This is a genomic window from Thauera sp. SWB20, from assembly GCF_000831325.1.
Classification (GTDB): domain Bacteria; phylum Pseudomonadota; class Gammaproteobacteria; order Burkholderiales; family Rhodocyclaceae; genus Thauera; species Thauera aminoaromatica.
Genome location: NZ_JTDM01000017.1, coordinates 41,686 through 60,135 on the forward strand (window position 1 = coordinate 41,686; position 18,450 = coordinate 60,135).

The 18,450-nt window shown below is 66.5% G+C and carries 19 protein-coding genes; 2 read left to right on the plus strand and 17 right to left on the minus strand.

What is annotated here, in order from left to right; all coding sequences use genetic code 11:
- Positions 1-6: 6 nt before the first annotated feature.
- The 3 genes from PO78_RS09065 to PO78_RS09075 are packed head-to-tail and all read right to left on the minus strand — an operon-like array spanning position 7 to position 2,797.
- Positions 7-801: a glutamine amidotransferase gene (locus PO78_RS09065; protein ID WP_231570657.1), complete on the minus strand. Its 795-nt coding sequence runs from the start codon at positions 799-801 to the stop codon at positions 7-9.
- A complete protein-coding gene (locus tag PO78_RS09070; protein ID WP_043743345.1) occupies positions 798-1,613 on the minus strand; it encodes a YggS family pyridoxal phosphate-dependent enzyme in 816 nt (271 codons plus the stop codon). The genes PO78_RS09065 and PO78_RS09070 overlap by 4 nt, the downstream gene beginning before the upstream one ends.
- Positions 1,613-2,797, minus strand: a complete 1,185-nt coding sequence (locus PO78_RS09075; protein WP_231570659.1) for a benzoate/H(+) symporter BenE family transporter — start codon at positions 2,795-2,797, stop codon at positions 1,613-1,615. Before PO78_RS09075 ends, PO78_RS09070 begins: the two co-directional genes overlap by 1 nt.
- 168 nt (positions 2,798-2,965) lie before the next feature.
- Here PO78_RS09075 and pdxR point away from each other — a divergent pair, with 168 nt between their 5' ends.
- Complete coding sequence (gene pdxR, locus PO78_RS09080) at positions 2,966-4,453, plus strand: MocR-like pyridoxine biosynthesis transcription factor PdxR (RefSeq protein WP_043743355.1); 1,488 nt, start codon at positions 2,966-2,968, stop codon at positions 4,451-4,453.
- 90 nt (positions 4,454-4,543) lie between these two features.
- Here pdxR and PO78_RS09085 read toward each other — a convergent pair whose 3' ends face one another.
- From PO78_RS09085 to PO78_RS09115, 7 genes are all read right to left on the minus strand, one after another.
- Positions 4,544-5,260, minus strand: a complete 717-nt coding sequence (locus PO78_RS09085; protein WP_012584771.1) for a DUF5983 family protein — start codon at positions 5,258-5,260, stop codon at positions 4,544-4,546.
- 250 nt (positions 5,261-5,510) lie between these two features.
- Positions 5,511-5,903 (minus strand): hypothetical protein, encoded by a 393-nt coding sequence (locus PO78_RS09090; protein ID WP_043743356.1) that lies wholly within the window; start codon positions 5,901-5,903, stop codon positions 5,511-5,513.
- Positions 5,904-5,928: 25 nt separating this feature from the next.
- Positions 5,929-6,165, minus strand: a complete 237-nt coding sequence (locus PO78_RS09095; protein ID WP_043743358.1) for a hypothetical protein — start codon at positions 6,163-6,165, stop codon at positions 5,929-5,931.
- Positions 6,166-6,944: 779 nt separating this feature from the next.
- Positions 6,945-8,960 carry a DNA topoisomerase III gene (locus PO78_RS09100; protein WP_043743360.1) on the minus strand — a complete coding sequence of 672 codons (2,016 nt, stop codon included), beginning with the start codon at positions 8,958-8,960 and terminating at the stop codon, positions 6,945-6,947.
- A gap of 297 nt (positions 8,961-9,257) precedes the next feature.
- Entirely contained in the window at positions 9,258-9,638 is a 381-nt protein-coding gene (locus PO78_RS09105; RefSeq protein ID WP_043743361.1) for a single-stranded DNA-binding protein, read from the minus strand.
- Positions 9,635-10,183, minus strand: a complete 549-nt coding sequence (locus PO78_RS09110) for a DUF3158 family protein (RefSeq protein WP_043743362.1) — start codon at positions 10,181-10,183, stop codon at positions 9,635-9,637. The genes PO78_RS09105 and PO78_RS09110 overlap by 4 nt, the downstream gene beginning before the upstream one ends.
- Entirely contained in the window at positions 10,180-10,968 is a 789-nt protein-coding gene (locus PO78_RS09115; protein WP_043743363.1) for a PFL_4669 family integrating conjugative element protein, read from the minus strand. The genes PO78_RS09110 and PO78_RS09115 overlap by 4 nt, the downstream gene beginning before the upstream one ends.
- 237 nt (positions 10,969-11,205) lie before the next feature.
- Between PO78_RS09115 and PO78_RS09120 the strand changes: the two genes are divergently transcribed.
- On the plus strand, positions 11,206-12,423 hold the full coding sequence (locus PO78_RS09120; RefSeq protein WP_043743364.1) for a phospholipase D family protein: 1,218 nt from the start codon (positions 11,206-11,208) through the stop codon (positions 12,421-12,423).
- Positions 12,424-12,474: 51 nt separating this feature from the next.
- Here PO78_RS09120 and PO78_RS09125 read toward each other — a convergent pair whose 3' ends face one another.
- The 7 genes from PO78_RS09125 to PO78_RS09155 form a co-directional block, all read right to left on the minus strand.
- Positions 12,475-13,677, minus strand: coding sequence for an STY4528 family pathogenicity island replication protein (locus tag PO78_RS09125; RefSeq protein WP_043743365.1), 1,203 nt, complete (start codon positions 13,675-13,677; stop codon positions 12,475-12,477).
- Between the two features lie 2 nt (positions 13,678-13,679).
- Positions 13,680-14,240, minus strand: a complete 561-nt coding sequence (locus PO78_RS09130) for a DUF2857 domain-containing protein (protein WP_004255086.1) — start codon at positions 14,238-14,240, stop codon at positions 13,680-13,682.
- Positions 14,241-14,257: 17 nt separating this feature from the next.
- Positions 14,258-15,916: a ParB family protein gene (locus PO78_RS09135; protein WP_043743366.1), complete on the minus strand. Its 1,659-nt coding sequence runs from the start codon at positions 15,914-15,916 to the stop codon at positions 14,258-14,260.
- A complete protein-coding gene (locus PO78_RS09140) occupies positions 15,909-16,145 on the minus strand; it encodes a hypothetical protein (protein ID WP_012584779.1) in 237 nt (78 codons plus the stop codon). The genes PO78_RS09135 and PO78_RS09140 overlap by 8 nt, the downstream gene beginning before the upstream one ends.
- Entirely contained in the window at positions 16,129-16,995 is an 867-nt protein-coding gene (locus PO78_RS09145; RefSeq protein ID WP_043743367.1) for a ParA family protein, read from the minus strand. Before PO78_RS09145 ends, PO78_RS09140 begins: the two co-directional genes overlap by 17 nt.
- 40 nt (positions 16,996-17,035) lie before the next feature.
- Positions 17,036-17,254: an AlpA family transcriptional regulator gene (locus tag PO78_RS09150; protein ID WP_043743369.1), complete on the minus strand. Its 219-nt coding sequence runs from the start codon at positions 17,252-17,254 to the stop codon at positions 17,036-17,038.
- Positions 17,255-17,378: 124 nt separating this feature from the next.
- On the minus strand, positions 17,379-18,134 hold the full coding sequence (locus tag PO78_RS09155; protein ID WP_043743370.1) for a hypothetical protein: 756 nt from the start codon (positions 18,132-18,134) through the stop codon (positions 17,379-17,381).
- Positions 18,135-18,450: the final 316 nt, after the last annotated feature.

Genomic DNA, 18,450 nt, shown 5'->3' on the forward strand with positions numbered 1-18,450 from the left:
GCTGCCTCAGGTAGGTGTCTTGGATAACGTGGGATGGGCTGGAGCAAGTTGAACTGAAGTGGCGCCGAAAGCGTTTCCCCGCCATGGCTGGCTGCAGGGCGGTTCTGATCCGACGCCGTCGAGCCAGCGGGAGAACGCCGCCTGCGCAGCCTGCGGTAGCCGTGTTTGCAGGGCGCATGCCTGGGTTCGCAGTGCACGCGGGTCGATTCCCGCCTGGGCCAGTTCGCAGGCATGTCCGACCAGCCAGCGTTCGATCTGGCGCGGGTCTGCCTCCAGGTGACATTGCAGTCCGAGCACATGGCGCCCGACCGAGAAGGCCTGGTTGGGGCACACATCCGTCCCTGCCAGTCGCAGCGCGCCGGGTGGAATGTCGAACTGATCGCCATGCCAGTGCAGGACCGGCACGTTGCCCAGCGCCACCAGCGGCGAGGCTTGACCTTCCTGTGTCAGCGTCAGTGGCGCAAAGCCGATCTCCTTGACACCCATGGGGGCTACCCTGGCGCCGAGCGCGCGCGCGATAAGTTGCGCGCCCAGGCAGATCCCCAGCAGTGGGCGATGGCCGTCCAGCCGCCGACGCACCAAGGCAAACTCATCCACGATGAATGGATAGGCCTCGTCGTCAAAGGCGCCGATGGGGCCACCGAGCACCACCAGCAGGTCAGCAGCATCGACAGCGCGGGTGTTCAACGCATCTCGAGTCGCATCGACATACTCGATCGTGTAGCCGCGCGCTTGCAGCAGTGGTTCCAGCGTTCCCAGGTCTTCGAAATCCAGATGGCGAATGGCGATGGCGGTCTTCATGATCGGGGCTCCTTTGTTTGGGGGTTCGCTGGCCAATAGTGGCTGTCGGGCAAGGGGCGGGCGCCGAAGAGGGCCTGGCCGACACGCACCACGGTGGCACCTTCCTCGATGGCGATCTCGAAGTCGCCGGACATGCCCATGGACAGCTCATCCAGGCCAATACCTGCGGCGGCACTCTGGCGCAGTCGGTCCCGCAGCGTGCGAAGCAGGATGAAGCACTGCCGTACCCGTTCGGCCTCACTGGAGAACAGTGCGAGCGTCATCAGGCCGCGCACGCGAAGGGCAGAGAAGGCCGGCAGGGCGCGCACGAAGCCTGGGACATCCTCGGGTGCCAGGCCATATTTGCTGGCCTCGCCCGAGGTGTTGACCTGCACGAACACGTCCAGTGAGCGTCCCTCGATCTGCAGGCGGCGTTCCAGTGCCTCGGCCACGTGCAGGCTGTCCAGCGCCTGGAACTCGTCGGCGAAGCGCGCCACCATCCGCGCCTTGTTGGTCTGCAGGTGGCCGATGATCGACCAGCGCAGCCCGCCGAGATCCTGCGTGGCTTCCCATTTGCGATGGGCCTCCTGCACCTTGTTTTCGCCCAGCATCCGGCAGCCGGCCGCGTAGGCCATGCGAATACTGGCCTCGGGCTTGGTCTTGCTCACCGGGAGCAGGCGCACGTCCGCCGGATCGCGACCCGCGCGACGGCAGGCGGCGTCGATGCGTGCCCGCACGGCGGCCAGCTTGTGGCGGAAGTCCTCCACGGTGAGGGCCTCGGGATAACGTCCATGCTGGTCGTGATCACACAGGGCATCGACAGAGGGGCGCATCAGCTCACCCCCTTGTTCGCGGGGGCGGGCGCCATTACCTGCCTTGGCGCTCGTTGGGGCAGGCGGCCGTTGAGCACCGCATGCGCCACCAGCCCGATCACCAGGCCCCAGAACGCACCGCCGATGCCCAGCAAGCTGATGTTGGCGGCTGCGGCCAGGAAGGTGATCAGCGAGGCCTCGCGCGCCTGTGCTTCGGCCATGGCGCCGGCCAGGCTGCCGCCGATGGCGCCCAGCAGCGCCAGGCCGGCCAGCGTGGTGATGAAGGTCGCCGGGAAGGCCATGAAGAGGGCGGCCAAGGTCACGCCGAACACCCCGACGAGGATGTAGAAGACCCCCGCGGCGATGCCGGCGATCCAGCGCCTGGACGGGTCTTCGTGCGCTTCCCGGCCGGTGCAGATCGCGGCCGTGATGGCGGCGATGTTGAACGCATGGGAGCCGAACGGTGCCATGAGCAGCGAACCGAGCCCGGTGACGGTCACGATGGGGTTCGCACTGGTCTTGAAGCCGTCGTTGCGCAGCACCAGCATGCCCGGCATGTACTGGCCGGTCAGCGTGATCAGGAACAGCGGCAGTGCCACGCTCAAGGTGGCGTTGAGCGAGAACGCCGGCATGGTGAAAACCGGCGCGGCGAGTTGCAATGCCAGCCCGGACAGATCGACGCGATCCTCGATGAGCAGGAAGGCCAGCCCCAGCACCAGGATGCCCACCACGGCATAGCGTGGGGTGAGGCGCTTGAGCACCAGATACGCCATGATCAACAAGCCCGCCAGAACGGGGTCGATGCTCATGCCACCGAAGGCACCGATCCCGAACTGCAGCAGGATGCCGGCCAGCAATCCGGCGGCAATGCCCGGTGGGATCAGCCGGATGGCTTTCTCGAAGTACCCGGACAACCCCAATGCCACGAAGGCCGCCGCCGAGAGCAGGTAGGCACCGATCGCCTCGGCATAGGGCGTGGTCGCAAGTGCGGTGATGAGGAACGCGGCGGCCGGCGTGGACCACGCGGTAATGATCGGCTCGCGTGCCGTCCAGCTCAGGACTATCCCGGTGACGCCCACGCCGATCGAGATCGACCACACCCAGGAGGCTGTCAGCTCCGGGCTGAGGCCGGCCACTTTCGCGGCCTGGAAGACGAGGATGAAGGTGCCTCCGTAGTTGACGATGACCGAGACCAGCCCGGCCACCAGGGGATGGGCGAGATCGCTCGGACAGATGGGTGAAGGCGAGGTGGATGACGACATGGCGGGCTTGGGGCTCCAGGAGAGTGGGGGATCGATCTGCTCCGAAAGCAGCTTTTTAAGCCTAAAATGGCCCGTTGTTCCCCACCACTTTCGTTAAGCGCTACCGGCCAATTGTTCAAGCACGCTCAACTCGAATCGGTCAAAGCCTGGATTGGAGACCCCGCGCATGGCGCCTTGCCGCTGCATGCCCGCATTCAGCGCGCCCTCCGGCAACTGATCCTCGACGGCGCACTCGACGTCGGCAAACCGCTGCCGGCGTCGCGGGCATTGGCCCGGTCGCTCGGCGTCTCGCGCGATACGGTCGAGTCGGCATACAGCCAGTTGCATGCGGAAGGCTTCATCGAACGGCGTGTGGGGAGCGGCAGCTTCGTGTCCGAGCGGGCGCAGGCCTCGTCAAGGCGTGGCACCGCGCGGCGCCCCGGGCCCCAGCGCGAGTCGGTGCGTCTGAGTCAGCGTGGCGCGGCGATACTCCAGGGCGGCGGCGTGCGCGACTTTGTTGCGCCAAGGCCGTTCGCCCCCGGGGTGCCGGAGACGCGCAGCTTTCCGCTGCGAACCTGGGAGCGCCTGGAACGCCAGGTGTTGAAGGACTATGGCACCCAGGCCTTGCGACACAGCCCACCCCAAGGCGTGGAGCCGTTGCGCCGCGCCATCGCGGACTACGTCAATCTTGAGCGGGGGGCGCGCGCCACGCCCGAGCGTGTGCTGGTGCTGACCAGCTCGCAACAGGCGTTGGCCCTGTGCGCAACCGTATTGCTCGACGCGGGCGACCGGATCTTCATCGAAGACCCCGTCTACCACGGTGCCCGCAAGGCGTTCGATGCCGCCGGGCTAGCGTGTGTCCCCGTGCCGCTCGACGACCAAGGCATGCAGGTGGCGCGCCTGCACGATGCGGCGAGCCCGGCCAGGGCGGTCTTCCTGACGCCCTCGCATCAGTTCCCGACCGGCGCGACGCTGGCGCTGGATCGGCGGCTCGCGGTGATCGAATGGGCGCGGCAGAACCAGGCCTGGATCATCGAGGACGACTACGACAGCGAGTTCCACTACGCCGGCAAGCCCACGGCCTGCGTGCAGGGGCTCGACCCGTACGATCGCACGATCTACATCGGCACCTTCACCAAGTCGCTGTTCCCCGGCCTGCGCATCGGTTACGTGGTCTTGCCGCCCCAGCTCGTGGCGCCCATGACCGTGGCGCGGACCCTGCTGGACGGGCACAGCGCATCCATCCCGCAGCTGACGCTGGCACGCTTCATCGAAGGGGGGCATTTCGGCGCCTATGTGCGCGCGATGCGTGGAGTCTATGCCGACCGGCTCGACGTGCTGGCAGGGCTCGTGCGCGCGCATCTGGCCGACTTCGTCGAACCGAGGGTGCCGGCCGGCGGAATGCAGATGCCCTGTGTCTTGACCCGCGACATCTCCGAGCGCGCGGTCATCGATGCCGCGGCTCGGGCGGGAATCGATCTCCTGGGGCTGACGGCGCTGCATGCTTCAACCAGGCACAGGGCCGGTTTCCTGATGGGGTTCGCGGCTTACACGCCGGCTGAACAGGAGACGGCGGTCGAGCGGCTCGCCAGGGTGCTTCGGGAACTGGAACGCTGGTAGCAGCATGTGGGCGGACGCATACAAATCGTCGGATGGAAAGCCCGAATCGGCAAAAGTGGGACGAGCCCCGCGAGGGGGCTCAAGTGAGGGTCATTCGTCACCGTACACCGTCAATGCCTGCAGTATCGGCGCGTCGGCATCGAACACCAGCAGGCGAACGTCAGCGAGCGCAGCCAGGTGCAACACTTCCACAAGGGACTCCGGCACGCCCTTGGCCCGGTGCTCCTGCCGCAGCTCTTCGGCGGTGATGCCCTCGACATGCTGCAGGTTCGCATCCGTCCAGGGCGTGGCGATCAGCTTCACGCCGACCGCCGGGCTGTAGGGAATGCGGAAGGCAACGAACAGGAAACGGGTTGGCGTGGCGATGTCGGCCAGGTTGGCCAGATAGCGGCCGGCCTCCTCGGTGATGTGCGCCGAACTGATTTCCCAGGCACGGCTGTAGAACCCGGTCTCGAAGCGCAGGCGGCGTACCACCTCTCCCGCGGCTTCCTCGGAGTAGGTGTCGCCGACGTGCAGCGGCTTGCCGGCTTCTTCGGCCATGACGGCGTAGACGAGGTTTCGGGCGATGCCATGGCTGGGGCACTGCGCGTCCAGCTCGGGCGGCACGTTCTGGCCTTCCGTGATCAGCGCGAAGTCGTCGCAGAAGACGCAGGCATGGAGCTCGACCTGGCTGTCCGGCAGGTGCGACTGCGAGACGTGCAGCGGGAGGTAGCTCAGCGGGCAGTCGTCGTCGTAGGCAATCGCCAGCAGCCGTTGCACGGACAGGCTATCGTAGCCGCGGACGAAGGGATTGTTGGAATGGGACATGGGATTCCTCCAGCAGAGGATGGCCGAGGCAATCCCCTGCCGGGGATTGAACCCCAGCGAGTGGATGAAGTGGCAGCCGGTCAGCCGGCCGCGGCGTCGGGCCGCCCTGGTGGCGGGCGGTGCAGGTCAGTGGAAGATGCTGATTCGGGACATGGCCGCTCCTGCGAAAAGAAGGAGGGACATGGCCCCGAACGGGGACGCATGTCCCTTGTGGGGTGGGATGGAAAGACGGTGGGTTGCCAGGCGCGGCTCACCAGCCGTTGTAGTGCAGCGTGAGGTCGGCGATGACCTTGCGCCGCTCCAGGTCGAGACCGCCGAAGTCCGACAGCCCCTCGAAGCCGCAACGCTTGAGCATCGCACCGCCCTCGCGGGAGTTGTAAAAGCTCACCATCGCGGACAGGAACATGCGTTGACTGCTGCTCAGCACGCCCAGGGCGTCGTTGAGCATCAGCATGTTGGGCCGCAGGTCCCACTTTGTGGTGGCACGCTGCAGACCTTCGTGTGTGCCGTCGCCGAACCACTCGTGGCCGGCGATCTGCGCGCCGCGCTTCCAGGCCTCGAAGAAGGCCTGCGGTGCAGCGTCGAAGTGCGCCTGTTCCAGCGCCATCTGATCGAGCACGTCTTCGGGCAAAGACAGATTCATGAGAGAACTCCTTGAAGGGTGGGAATCAGGGGTGAGCGCGCTGCGTCCAGGCATGGGTATCCAGGGCGCGCTGTGCTGCGAGGTGGGTCGGGAAATACTCGACGGACTCCCGCGATACCGGGCCTTCGTCGTCTTGCGTGCCGATGTAGTGGCCGGCCGCGCTGCGCAGCACCTGTAGCGGCAAACGCTTGCCTGTCCAAGCCAGCGCCAGCGCACCACTGCGCACTGCGGTTGCGGAGGAAGATGCGGAAAGTTCAGACATGCCGTGCTCCTTGGTGGGTCGGGGAGCACGCATCCCGTAGAGGATGTAGTTCCCCTCGGGTGGTTGAGAAAAGTGCATCGTCGCCAGGCCGGCGAGCGTCCGCGGTGGGCGATGCGAAGCGGACTGGATCGGTCAACGCGGCGAACCGCGTTGCAGTCTTGAAGACCGGGACTGCCAGGGCATGCCGCTGACGACTGTCAGCAACGCATGGCGTGAGGATGGGCGCGAAGCATGGCTGCCGTAGCAGGGAAAACCGAATCGCGGACGGTCCGCTTTAGGGCAGGCCCGCGTCACAGGACAAGGCAAGGACCAGGGCGCCGAAGGCCACGCGGGCCTTCGGCTGGAGAGGAAGGAAAGCCACCTGTGGGCTGCGTCAGCGCAGGCCGTCGTCAAAGCCGTTCGCTGCGTCAGCAATAGCACCCGGCCCGTTTCGTGGCTGGGGCCGGAAACCTCTGGCGTGCATCCACACACAAAGGGAGCCCGTTGTTCCGCCGGCGGGCACCGGCACGGAATACCCTCGGCCCCAGGGGCCTCCTCACGGCTCGCGCGGCGGCAAGGCGTCAGGAAGCCCCTCATGACCGAGGCAAGGCACACCGATCAAGGGAATGGCGGCGGGCGCGATTCGTGGAGCAATGACCTTCTCGCCCCGTTGTCCGATGGCGGGCAGACGGGGCGCGCACACCGTTGCAGAAGGAGACGCGCGCTTTGGAGTCCCGCGCGGTGCGGGACGTTTGCCTCGCCGCCAGTGAAGTGGCCGGCGCGGCAGGGGGAAGCGAGGATCAGGACGCCTTGGAGGCAGCGCGCCGCTTGCGCGGTGCGCTGCGCCGGCCCGTCGGGGACTCGATCGGCAACGTGCCCTTGCAGTCCGGGTAGCGCGAGCAGGACCAGAACGCGCCGCTCTTGCCAGTGCGCTGCTGCATCGGTGCGCCGCACTGCGGGCAGGCCGGCGCCGGCGGCAGCTTGAGCGAGAGCGTTGCGCCGCGGTACTGCTGCACGAGCTGGCCGACCCACACGGACTGTTTCTCGATGAAGGTGTCCAGCGCCATCTGGCCGGCCTCGATCATGTCCAGCGCCTGCTCCCACACCGCCGTGGTGCCGGGGTCGGCGATGGCCGAGGGCACCGCGTCGATGAGCGTGAATGCCGCGTCGGAAGCGCGGACGGCGCGGCCTTTCTTGACCAGGTAGCCGCGACCGATCAGACCGTTGATGATGTTGGCGCGTGTCGCCTCGGTGCCGATGCCGGTGGTATCTCGCAGCTTCTGTTTCAGCCGCGGGTCGGTCACGAACTTGGCGACGGTCTTCATGGCCTTGATCAGCTCGCCCTGCGTGTAGGGCTTGGGCGGCAGCGTCTTCAGCGCCTTGAGATCCACCTTGCCGACCGGGCAGGACAAGCCCGCATGCAGGGCGGGCAGCACCTGGCTGCGCTGCGCATCCTCGCAACCGGCATCGTCCGGCCCCGGCGTCGCCAGCACCTCGCGCCAGCCGGTGACGGCGATCTGCTTGCCCACGGCCGCCAGCGACTGACTGCTGCACGAGAACTGCGCTACCGTCCGGTCGAACTCATGGTGCGGGAGGAACTGCGTGAGGTAATGAGCGCGGATCAGCCGGTAGACGGCCAGTTCCTTCTCGTTCATGGCCGACAGGTTGGCGGGCTCCAGCGTCGGGATGATGCCGTGGTGAGCCGACACCTTGCCGTCGTTCCATGCACGCGAGCGCTGTTGGCGATCCAGGCGCTCGATCAGCGGCCGCAGGCTGGGGTCGGTCTTGACCAGACTGTCGAGTACGGTCGGCACCTCGGCCAGCATGCTCTCGGGCAGGTAGCCCGAATCCGAGCGCGGATACGTTGTCGCCTTGTGCGTCTCGTACAGCGCCTGGGCAATGTCCAGCGTCTCCTGCACGTCGAGGCCCAACTGCTTGGAGCACACCTCCTGCAGCGTGCCCAGGTCGAACGGCAGCGGCGGCCCTTCGCGAACGCGCTCGGTTTCTACCGACAGCACCTGGGCGGAGCCGGCCGTGCGCAGGCGCTCGGCGGCCTGCTGCGCCACCGGCTGTTGCAGGCAGCGGCCCGCATCGTCGGTGCTGCCTTGCGGGGGCGTCCAGCTTGCGACGAAGGACTGGCCTGCATGCGATAGCGCAACCTCGATGGCCCAGAACGGTACGCAGACGAAGCGCGCGATCTCGCGATCGCGGTCCACGACCAACTTCAGTGTCGGCGTCTGCACGCGCCCCACCGACAGCACGCCGGTATAGCCAGCCTGGCGCCCCAGCAGTGTGAACAAGCGGCTCAGATTCATCCCGATCAGCCAGTCCGCGCGCGATCGGGCAAGTGCGGAGAAATACAGCGGCAGCGTCTCGGCGGACGGCTTGAGCGCACCCAGCGCCTTGCGGATCGACGCGTCGTTGAGCGCCGACAGCCACAGGCGCTGAATCGGCCCGCGGTAGCCGCATAGGTCGATGATCTCGCGGGCGATCATCTCGCCCTCGCGGTCGGCGTCGGTCGCAATCACCAGTTCGCTCGCCTTGGCGACGAGCTGCTGCACCACCTTGAACTGCGCTGCGGTCGCCGCCTTGGGCTCGACACGCCAACGCTCAGGAAGAATGGGCAGTTGCTCGATGGCCCAGCGCTTGTATTGCTCGCCGTATCCTTCGGGCGGAACCGCCTCCACGAGATGACCGATGCACCAGGTCACGACGACACCTGCGCCGCTGTAGCAGCCATTGCTGCGTTGACCGGCGCCCAGCACACGGGCGATGTCCTTGCCCTGGGAGGGCTTCTCGCACAGGAAAACGCGCATGAAGCCCCCCGGGAAATGTGCGGTTCATCGGATGAGGGTCAGCATGGCGGGGCCAGGAGATGCCGGCAGCAAGGAAGTCGATTGGTGCGGACACCGCTTTGCGATTGGCAGGCGGTCCGTTGCTGCAGCGGTGCAGATAGACCGCGGGAGTTGGCACAGCAAGAGCGTCGTTTCGGGAGGGCGGCTGGAACTCCCTGGACAACCTTGGAGCTATCCCCTGGGGATAGCTCGCTGGTGCATCGCGGGCGTACGACGGTTGCTACAGCCGCCCTCTGGGGAGCGGCGATGGGCGAATTACTATCCGCCGACCGGCTTGGCACTGAGCGCCACCGACTCGATGCGGTATGGCAGGATGCCCACGCGCCGGGCCTCGACCTTGAACGTGACGCGCTCGTTCTCGTCGGCATCCTCCCACTCGTCGCGCACGGTGCGGCCCTCGACCAGCACCCGCATGCCCTTCTGGTACAGCGTCTTCCAGTGTTCGGCCTCGCGATGCCACAGTTCCACTGGCGCCCAGAAGCCGCCGCGATCTTCATAATCGCCGTCCTTCTTCGGGATCGGGTTGTCGAAATAGACGTTCAGTCGAAGCAGCCGGCGCGGCTCGTCGTTGCCGTTCTGGAATTCGCGGTAGTCCGGCGCCGAACCGATGTTGCCCTCGCCGACGAAGTGCGTGCTCATGGTGACTCCTTGGTGGTGGATGGAACGGGCGCGGTATGCCCGTGGACACGGCGCAGGTAAGCCGCTTCGGCCTGCGCGGCCTTGCTGGCGCACGCCTGGGCTTGGCGAGCGATGCTGTGAGTCAGGCTGATCTGCATGTTCAGCACGATGCGCTGCAGCTCCATCGCATACAGCTCGTCAATCAGCGCGGCCGGCGTCGCGGAGTTGGCCAGCAGAGCCTCCCACAACGCCACGCCCATTGAAGAACGGTCGAGATTGCGCCAGCGCAGGAAGGTCGTCCCTGCGCCAGTCGTCTGCTGGGCCAGTTGCACGCCGAGCAGGCTGAAGGGGTAGGCGCGCGCCTGGGGCAACACGCGTCGCTGTGCCAGGCCGATCACGCCATCACGCAGCGCCGTGCACTGGCTGGCCCAGTTCTCCAGACTCCCCTTACCCTTAAAAGGCTGTAAAAGGCCTTTTAGGTAGCCTGCGTGTTCCAGCCGCTGGAAGTCCGCCTGTTCCAGCGCCACGAAGCGCGTGGCGTGGCTGATGGGGGGCGATGCTGTCATGCGGCGGCCCCCTCGTCACCTGCCCGACCATCGGAGGCGCCATCCGTGTGCACCGGGGCATCGGGCTCGAGGACGGGTGCAGCAGGCGGTGTGTCGTGCTTGCTCGTCCGCCGCGCGATCGGTGGCGCGAAGCGCGAGCGGTGCATGCCTTCCAGCACCTGCTGTGGCAGCTCGCCGAATTTCTCCAGCGCCGCTCGCGCCGCCGCGTTCTTCGCCGCGAAGTCGTCGCGCGTCGTGCCCGAGTAGCGGTACTGCTGGGCCAGCGAGAACAGGCTGCGCAGCGCGTGTGCGCCCTCATTGAGCCAGCGCTCCAAGGTGCTGCGGTCGATCAGCGCCGTGTGGTGCGCCAGGATGAGCTTGCGTGCCAAGTCGTCATAGTCGGCCAGCAGATACACCGCCATGAAGCCGAGCTGTGCATTCACGAACAGCGGCAGCTTCACCGGCTGCACATTCATGTTCTCGCCCAGCGACAGCGCCGGTGGCACGTCGGCCAGGGCCTGATCCACCTGTTCGCGCAGGGTCTCCAGGCGGGTCTTGGTGTCGGCGAGCTTGTCCTCGATCCGCAACATCCACCAGTCCGAGTACGGGTCGTCCTGCTCCGCGCCGCGCTTCATCTTGTTCATGACGCCGATGAAACCGTTGAGACCGATGATGCCGGGACGCCCCTCGGTCGGTGCACGGCCGTGCCAGATGCGCGAGGCGTGGTGCGTGTGCAGCGTCAGCGACATCGCGCTGCGCAACGATCCGAGATTCAGTTGCAGGGGTTCTGTGTGTTCGTTGGCCATCGGAGCGACTCGTGGTGAAGAAGCGAGTCGCCAGCATCGGCATCGGCCGGAAGGCTTTCAGTCAACAAACCGCAGCCCATGCGCGCCCGGTTTGATCCGCACGGAAGGCTGTGTGTGCCGGCTATCCCCTGGGGATAGGTCTTGAGCCATCAATGCTTGATGTCGGGGCTTGAATCATGACAATGACTGGGGGCGCATCGCACCTGGGGTTGCTGCGCAGAAGAACGAGGGGAAAACATGCAGGATGGGAAAGCCGTTCAGTTGCTGTTGAACGAGGAAAAGCACGGGCACGGCCACGTGGTCGAGAAGCTGCTGAAGCGGGCGGAACGCCTGGAATGCCTGGTGGCCTTCGCGAAGACCTCGGCCCTCGGCGACTTGTTGAAGCCCTTGCGCAAGGCGCTGGAAAGCGGATTGAAGGCCAAGTTTGCGATAGGTCTGGACTTCTACCTGACCGAACCCGAAGCACTCCGACAGCTCTTTGCGCTCGCCGAGAAGCACGCGCTCGTCCTGTACCTCAGCAACGCCAGCGACACCTTCCACCCGAAGATCTACGCCTTCCAGAATGGCAAGCAATGCTCGGTGATCGTCGGCTCGGCCAACCTCACCCACGGAGGCTTCTACGGAAACTACGAGGCATCGGCCCTCATCGACGACGCGAGCGGCGCGCTGATGGCATCTGTCACGCGACACCTCGATGCGCTGGTCGCGGACAGGATTCTCGTGCCAGCGACCAAGCCCCGGATTGATGCCTACGAGCGGGAATGCATCATCCACGACACTTGCCGGAAGGTGGCCAAGAAGCGTGCGCAGAAGGCGAGCCGAACCGAGGGGCCGGACTTCACGATCCTGGCCGACCTCCTGGAGCTGATGAAAAGCGACGATTCAGCGCATGGATTCACTGCGCAGAAGACCGGCCGCAAGGGAAACCTGCGCCAGGCAAGGCGCAGGCTGGCAGAGCTGGCGGCCCTGAGCAGCAATGCCAGGCGGGACTTTCCGAGTAACTACGACGCGCTGATCGGCCTGTTCCATTCCGGCGGGCTGCACCGCGGCAAGAGCCGGATCGCCAACCACCCAGGGCAGTTCGTGGCCGCAGTGGCGGACATCCTTGACCGGCGCAACCTCTCGCCTGCCGAAGCGTTTACCGTTCTACATGGACATTTCGGCGCCATCACCGGAGCAGGCATCAACCTGCTGACTGAGATTCTGCACGCGCTGGACAACAAGCGGTTCGCCGTGATGAACCAGAACGCGGTGTCGGGACTGGCGCTCGCCGGCATCCGGGACTACCCACTGCATCCAACCAAGCAGAACGTCAGTGCGGAAAGCTACGCAAGGTACTGCGGGCATGCCGATACGGTCAGACGATCGTTGGGCCTGGACGACTTCACGGAGCTGGATGCACTGTTCAACTACGCCTATTGGCGGGAAACGGAAGAAGACGAAGCCGCGACCTGACCGGATCACCCCACGGAAGGCGACCTGTTCCGTCTATCCCCTGGGGATAGCTCAGGGATCGCGCAAGGCTGAACGCAGCCGTGCGAGGTAGGCGCGCGCCACCTCGGGGTCGGCTGGGCGGGAGGCCGAAGGCGACGACGATGACGCGGGCCCCGCAGCTCGCGGCGCGGGCGGCGCTGCTGCGTCGGTGCCCGCCCACGCCTTGAACTCTCCGCGGATCGCCTTCTGGATGATGCCAAACAGGTAGCCGGCCGGGTTGCGCACCGCGCTGTTGTGGCAGCGTGCGGCCCACTCGTCGAGAACGGCCTGCCTCTGCGCCTCGTCCACCTGCTGCAGCGCCACCAGCGCGCCGGCCTGCTGCTCGTCCTTCAAGCGCAGGAAACGCTCGGGCAGCCGCAGGCTCTGCAAGGCCCTCGCGCGCGGTACTGTACGTACTTCATTTATACGATCATTACGTACTGTACGGTCCTCCTTCGGAATCCGAAGAGAGCCGTCCGGCGCGGGTTTCGGCCCTGCTTCGGATTCCGAAGACGGGCGCGCGCCATTCCGAAGCAGGGCTTCCTGGCCTTCTTCGGATTCGTGGTCCGCACCCTTCTGTGGATAACCTGGCGTCGTCCAGCCATGCCGCGCCATGCGCTGCGCGAGCACCTGCAGGCGGGTCGGCAGCGTGCGCCCGCTGAGCAGCGGGTCTTCGGCGATCTCCCGCAGCGTGTTCATGCCCACGACCTGCACCGCCTTCGCCGCGTGCGTGAGCGCTTGGCTCACCAGGCCCAGATAGTCGGGGTCGAGCTGCATCGCCTCGAAGGGCGACAGCGGTTCGTCGTGCAGCACGTAGAGGTTCCCCTGGATGCGGCCGGTCTTGGGATCGCGCCGCCGCCGCACCAGGCTGAGCCAGCGCGTCAGCCGCAGCAGCGTCAAGGCGCGCGCCACGGTCTCGTGCGAGGCTTGCGCCGCACAGGGCATGGACGCCAGATAGGGGCGGAGTTGGTCGTAGGTGGGAAAGGCGGTCACGCCGTCGTCGTTGAGCTGCAAGCGGAACACCTGCCACGCATTGCGCTCCAGCGGTGTCAGGCGACGGTCGAGGAACAGCCTGCGCGGCACGCTCTCATGGCGGTTGCCGCTGTAGAGGAAACCGTCGGCGGCCGGCGCCGTGCCCTGCGCCGGTTCCTTCGGCTCAAGGTGCCGCAGCGCCTCGTCGAACAACGCCGACAGCGCAACCGGGCCATCGCGCCGTGATGCGCTGCCCGTGGTCATGGCTACACCAGCCCCTGGTCGATCCAGTTCCGTATCGCCGACCAGATCACCGACATGGGCAGGGTCATGGCCTCGGCCAGGTCCATGGTCAGCGCCAGCATCGCCATGTCGTCGGTCAGGGCGATATGGCGCTCGGCGACGCCGGCCTTCCAGCGCTCCCACAAGGCCACGTCCTGCGCCTCGTCGAGCACCGGATGCCGGCCCTTGCGCTTGGGCAGCCCGAGGATGTCGCGGCGCAGCGCCACTTCCTGATGCGTGAGGCCGTAGAACTTGCTGACCATCTCCGTGCTCGCCCCCAGGCGCAGCATGCGGTCCACCGTGGCGATCTCCCGCTCCACGTCGTGCACCTGGCTCAGCAGCCGCTTCAACACTTCCCGGTTCACCGACACCGAACACCACGACACCGTGGCATTCACCAGCATGCTCACGAGCTCGGGGTGTTTCAGCGCATCCAGCTCCTCCTCGCCGAAGCCCATGGCCTTGCAGCGGCGCAACTGGCCGTTGCGCAGGTCATGCAGGGCCTGGGCGATCACGGCCTGGTTGAGCGGGTGCGGTGCCGACATACGGGAGCCTCCTGCGCTCAGGAATCCTGGCTCGCTACGCCGGCTTCCAGATCCAGCAGCCGGCGCGCCAGGCGCAGCAGACGGAACAGCTTCACCAGCGCAGCATCGCTCAGGCGTGTGGCCGAGCCGCCGTGGCCATGCAGCAGCGCCGCCAGCTCGTCGGCCAGCCGCGCGCGGTCCAATCCGTTCGCGGCGGGCGGCGCTGCACTCAGCACATGCAGCAGGGTCAGCACCGCCCGCGCGAACGCCGGCAGCGCCTTCGCCTGGCCCATAACCGGCGCCGCGCAGACGAAGCCGATGCCGCCGACGCTGGCCTCAATGTGGTCGGCGACCGCCGCTTCCTCGCCGATCTCGCGCGCGAACTGCGCGATGTGCACGCGCAGGCGATCCGGCACGTCCAAGCTCGGCTCGATGTACCAGACGTCCGAGATGGGATAGAGCCCGCCGACCTGCACGGGGATCGCACGCAGCGCATCGGCCTCGAAGTCGGGCAGCTTGTCGCCGAGCTGGTCCGCGACCATCCGCTGGATGGACTGCAGGCGCTCGGTGGTCGGTGCCGGTGTCACGATGTGCCCTTGCAGGCGCTCGTCGCGTTGCCCGTGCTGGTCCTCCGGCGCTTCGGGCGATGCAGGCGGTGTCGCTGCTGGCGCCGAAGGCGCGACCGGCGTGGTGTCGCGCGGCACAGACGAGGCGGGTGGCTGCCGAGGCGCGGAGACCGGCGGGGGAGGACCAGCAGGCACGACAGGCGCTGCCGGTGGCGTCGGTGCCGCCGGTTCGCTGGTCAGCGCACGCTGGCGGCTTTCGCTGTCGTTGATCTCCAGCGCCAGCGTGTCGTAGTCCGCCTCCAGCAGCTCGGCCATCTGGCCGACCAGCTCGTCCTGCACCCGCTGCGGCGAGAAGTCGTCCGGCTGTGTGTCGAACTGCGTCAGCACGTCCTGAAACAAGGTGGCGAAGTCCACGGTCACGGTGCGGCCCAGCGCACGCCGCTCCCAGGTGCGCTCGCACGCCTTGCGCAGCACCGCGAGCCGGTCCACCTGATGCCGGCCCAATCCGCCGTACAACAGCGTCGGGATCGCCGGCAGTAGATAGCGCACCGCATCGTTCATGCGGCTGATGTGTGACTGCGGCACCGGATAGCCGTCGGCAGTCAGTCGCCGCGCGAGTTCGCTCTGCGACAGCGCCTGGCCGCTTTCCTGCTCGTAGAACTCGCGCGCCTTCTCGATGCCCAACGCCCGCTCGATGAAGGTCAGCCCGCCGCGCAGCTCGTTCTCGGCCAGATGCCCGGTCAGCGCCACGATTTCGCCGCGCGCCGGCCACGGGCGGAACAGGCACGCAATGCGGAAAAAGCGCTCCTCCTTGGTCTCGCTCCACAACTCGCGCAGGATCGCCAGCCGCGTGTTGCCGCCGTTGCGAATGATGTAGTGCGCCTCGCCCGGCCTGCGCGTGATCGCAGGGGGCGCGTCCAACCCGCGTTCGCGGATGGACGCCTTGATCTCCGCATAGGCCGGGTTGCGCGTCACGCGCGGGTCGTGGTCGTAGGGCCGCAACTGGTCCAGCGTCACCACCATCGGCGTGTCGGCGATGGGGTCGCTCAAGGTCGCGGCCGAAGGGCCGCTGCGCTCGAAGCCGGTGGCCAGCAGCTTGGCAGCCATGTCCTGCGGCGTCAGCTCAGCCACGGCCGTTCTCCTGCGCCTGCCGGTCGGCGCGGCGAAGTTGCGCGCGGGCATTGCGGTCAGCACGGTGGTCGCTCGCCGTCGAGCTGGTGTAGATCGACGCGCAGCCTTGCTTCGTGAATTTCAGGTGCCCGCCGGACGTGCGCACCACGCGCCAGCCTTCGCCCAGCGCGAACTCGATCAGCGCGCGCAGCCGTTCGCGGCCGCGCGCCAGTTCATGCGCGCTCGCCATGGCCGGCCCCTCCCGCATCGGCCCGGCCGGTGACCAGCGCGAAGCGCTCCCGCCACGCGGGGAACAGCTCGCCGGCCAGCGTGCGCATGGTCTCCAGCGCCGCGGGCGCCGTGCGCCCAGCCGGCTGCCGGTACTCCACCCGGTGCACCGGCAATCCTCGTGTCGCAGCGCGCGGATAGGCTTCGATGGCCGGCACGTCGGTGCCCAGCACCTGCACGCCGGCCTGTTCCTGGAACACCTGTCGCAGCGCCTGCTGGACCAGCCGCGCGTTCGATGACACCGGATGCACACGGTTGATGAGCAGGCGCAGCGGCGGTGGCTTGATGCCCAGGTGCCGATACGGCGCGATGTCCTCGATCAGTTGCAGCGTGCCGCGCCGCAGCTCGCGCGCCGCAAGGATTTCCGGTGTTACCGGCGACAGCGCCAGGTCGGACGCCAGCACTGCCATCTCCAGCAGCACACTGCGCGCGCCCTGCGTATCGATCAACAACAGGTCGTAGTACGTGCGGAAAGTGGGAAGCAAATGCCGGAGTCGCAGGCGTCCGTCCGGAGCGTGCAACAGCAGCGTGCTCAGTTCACCTCGGTCGTCGTTGGAGAGCACCAGATCCAGGCCCGCGATCGCGGTGCGCGACACCAGTTGCTCGATGCGCCGCTCGTTGAAGGCCAGCATCTCGTAGATGCCGCCGGGCGCGCGCACGTTCAGCATGAAATAGCTCGACAGCGTGGGCTGCACGTCCAGGTCCAGCAGCAGCACGCGCAGCCCCGCATCGGCGATGAAGCCGCCGAGGTTGGCTGTCGTCGTAGTCTTGCCGACGCCGCCCTTGGTCGAAATGATGGATACCACCTGCATGCGCCTCTCCTCGTCGAATGGCATGAACCGAGAAGAAGCGTCAGGCGCGTTCTTTGAGGCGATCGGAGATCCACTGTTCGATCTCCACTGAATCCCAGCCCACTGCACGCACGCCCAGGCGCAGCGCCTTGGGGAACTTGCCTTCCTTCATCAGGCTGTAGATGTGCGCGCGCTTGAAGCCGGTCTTGGCTTCGACCTCGGCGCGGCGCAGGATGCGGTGCTCGGGCGGCAAGGCCGGCGCGATGGTCTGCGAAGACATGAGAGGCACTCCTTGACGCTCGATGGCGTTGTTCAGAAAGTGCCTCGCATTCCATATGCTGCTGCTGCGAGATTCACTGCAACTGCAGAACACGCAACTGCAATTGCAGTCTGCTGTTACAGGCTCAGCGCGATGCCTCCAGGTGGCGACGCGCCTGTGCCAGCTTGCTCCACAGCGTCCGCTCGCTGATTCCGGGCCGCCCTTCATGGTGGGCCAGTAGTGCACTGATCACCGCATCCATGTTGCGGAAGGACGAGTAGGCAGAGCCCGCCGGGGACTTGCCCAACAGCAATGTCAGCAGGCCGCCAATGATGTTCAAGTAAGTCGATTCGCTGCGCAGGCCCGGTTCACTCGTATCGCCCTCACGAATGCTAATGACATGCTCCTTCGCCAACGCTTCGTGCTGTGCCTTCAGCGCCGCATGTAGTTGTGCGAGTTCGGCAAGCTGCAGCTTGGCGGCCTCGCGATCGGCCAGCAACACGTTCAGCATGGCGACGCTCACCGCAGGATGCAGTTCGCGCTCGATGCCGTCGAACAGGAATGGAGGCCGCTCACCGGGGTAGTAATGCGACATCCACGCCTTCAGGGCGACGTGGCGCACGATCAACGCAGGATCGTCGAGTGCGGGGCGCTGAGATTCCTGCGCCATGCCTGCCTTGCCGTAAGAAAGTTCATCGTGTGCCAATGCGTCGAAGATGCGCTCGGAGAAAAGGCGCAGCAAGGGCCAGCGCGGAAAATCGTTCGGCTCAGGCATGGCACGTGGCCCGAGCGTTTCCAGAATCCGCGGCTCAAAGCGCAACAGTCCCGCCCAACGGACGGCCGCCTCGATCGGGCGGTAGTAGATCCTGGCGCCAAAGGCAAGGCAACTCGATTTCTCCATGTCGCGTGCGTCCCATCGTCGGATCGAACTCTGGCAGACGCGCACCGCCCAAGTGGGCGAGGCGATTGCCCAGAAATCCGGATGAAGCGCAGGGCCGGCCGGGATCGTGGAAGGAAGCGTTGCATCGGCGCTGACGGCCGGCCAAGGGCGAACTACATCTTGCTACGCTTGAAACTCCTCAACCATGATGCGGGCGCTTTGCCTTTGGACCGGCACGCGGCTTGGTGGTCGCGCTCCCCTGGAGTCAAGCATGGGTGCCGCGCTTTACCCGAAACCTGGTCAAAGTTTTCCGTAGGAATTCCAACGGCGTAAAGTG

What these genes read in the sequence shown, in the direction of transcription:
- PO78_RS09065 (WP_231570657.1), bottom strand. Translation starts at nt 801, where the DNA reads ATGAAGACCGCCATCGCCATTCGCCATCTGGATTTCGAAGACCTGGGA.
- PO78_RS09070 (WP_043743345.1), bottom strand. Translation starts at nt 1,613, where the DNA reads ATGCGCCCCTCTGTCGATGCCCTGTGTGATCACGACCAGCATGGACGT.
- PO78_RS09085 (WP_012584771.1), bottom strand. Translation starts at nt 5,260, where the DNA reads ATGTCCCATTCCAACAATCCCTTCGTCCGCGGCTACGATAGCCTGTCC.
- PO78_RS09090 (WP_043743356.1), bottom strand. Translation starts at nt 5,903, where the DNA reads ATGAATCTGTCTTTGCCCGAAGACGTGCTCGATCAGATGGCGCTGGAA.
- PO78_RS09095 (WP_043743358.1), bottom strand. Translation starts at nt 6,165, where the DNA reads ATGTCTGAACTTTCCGCATCTTCCTCCGCAACCGCAGTGCGCAGTGGT.
- PO78_RS09100 (WP_043743360.1), bottom strand. Translation starts at nt 8,960, where the DNA reads ATGCGCGTTTTCCTGTGCGAGAAGCCCTCCCAGGGCAAGGACATCGCC.
- PO78_RS09105 (WP_043743361.1), bottom strand. Translation starts at nt 9,638, where the DNA reads ATGAGCACGCACTTCGTCGGCGAGGGCAACATCGGTTCGGCGCCGGAC.
- PO78_RS09110 (WP_043743362.1), bottom strand. Translation starts at nt 10,183, where the DNA reads ATGACAGCATCGCCCCCCATCAGCCACGCCACGCGCTTCGTGGCGCTG.
- PO78_RS09115 (WP_043743363.1), bottom strand. Translation starts at nt 10,968, where the DNA reads ATGGCCAACGAACACACAGAACCCCTGCAACTGAATCTCGGATCGTTG.
- PO78_RS09120 (WP_043743364.1), top strand. Translation starts at nt 11,206, where the DNA reads ATGCAGGATGGGAAAGCCGTTCAGTTGCTGTTGAACGAGGAAAAGCAC.
- PO78_RS09125 (WP_043743365.1), bottom strand. Translation starts at nt 13,677, where the DNA reads ATGACCACGGGCAGCGCATCACGGCGCGATGGCCCGGTTGCGCTGTCG.
- PO78_RS09130 (WP_004255086.1), bottom strand. Translation starts at nt 14,240, where the DNA reads ATGTCGGCACCGCACCCGCTCAACCAGGCCGTGATCGCCCAGGCCCTG.
- PO78_RS09140 (WP_012584779.1), bottom strand. Translation starts at nt 16,145, where the DNA reads ATGGCGAGCGCGCATGAACTGGCGCGCGGCCGCGAACGGCTGCGCGCG.
- PO78_RS09145 (WP_043743367.1), bottom strand. Translation starts at nt 16,995, where the DNA reads ATGCAGGTGGTATCCATCATTTCGACCAAGGGCGGCGTCGGCAAGACT.
- PO78_RS09150 (WP_043743369.1), bottom strand. Translation starts at nt 17,254, where the DNA reads ATGTCTTCGCAGACCATCGCGCCGGCCTTGCCGCCCGAGCACCGCATC.
- PO78_RS09155 (WP_043743370.1), bottom strand. Translation starts at nt 18,134, where the DNA reads ATGGAGAAATCGAGTTGCCTTGCCTTTGGCGCCAGGATCTACTACCGC.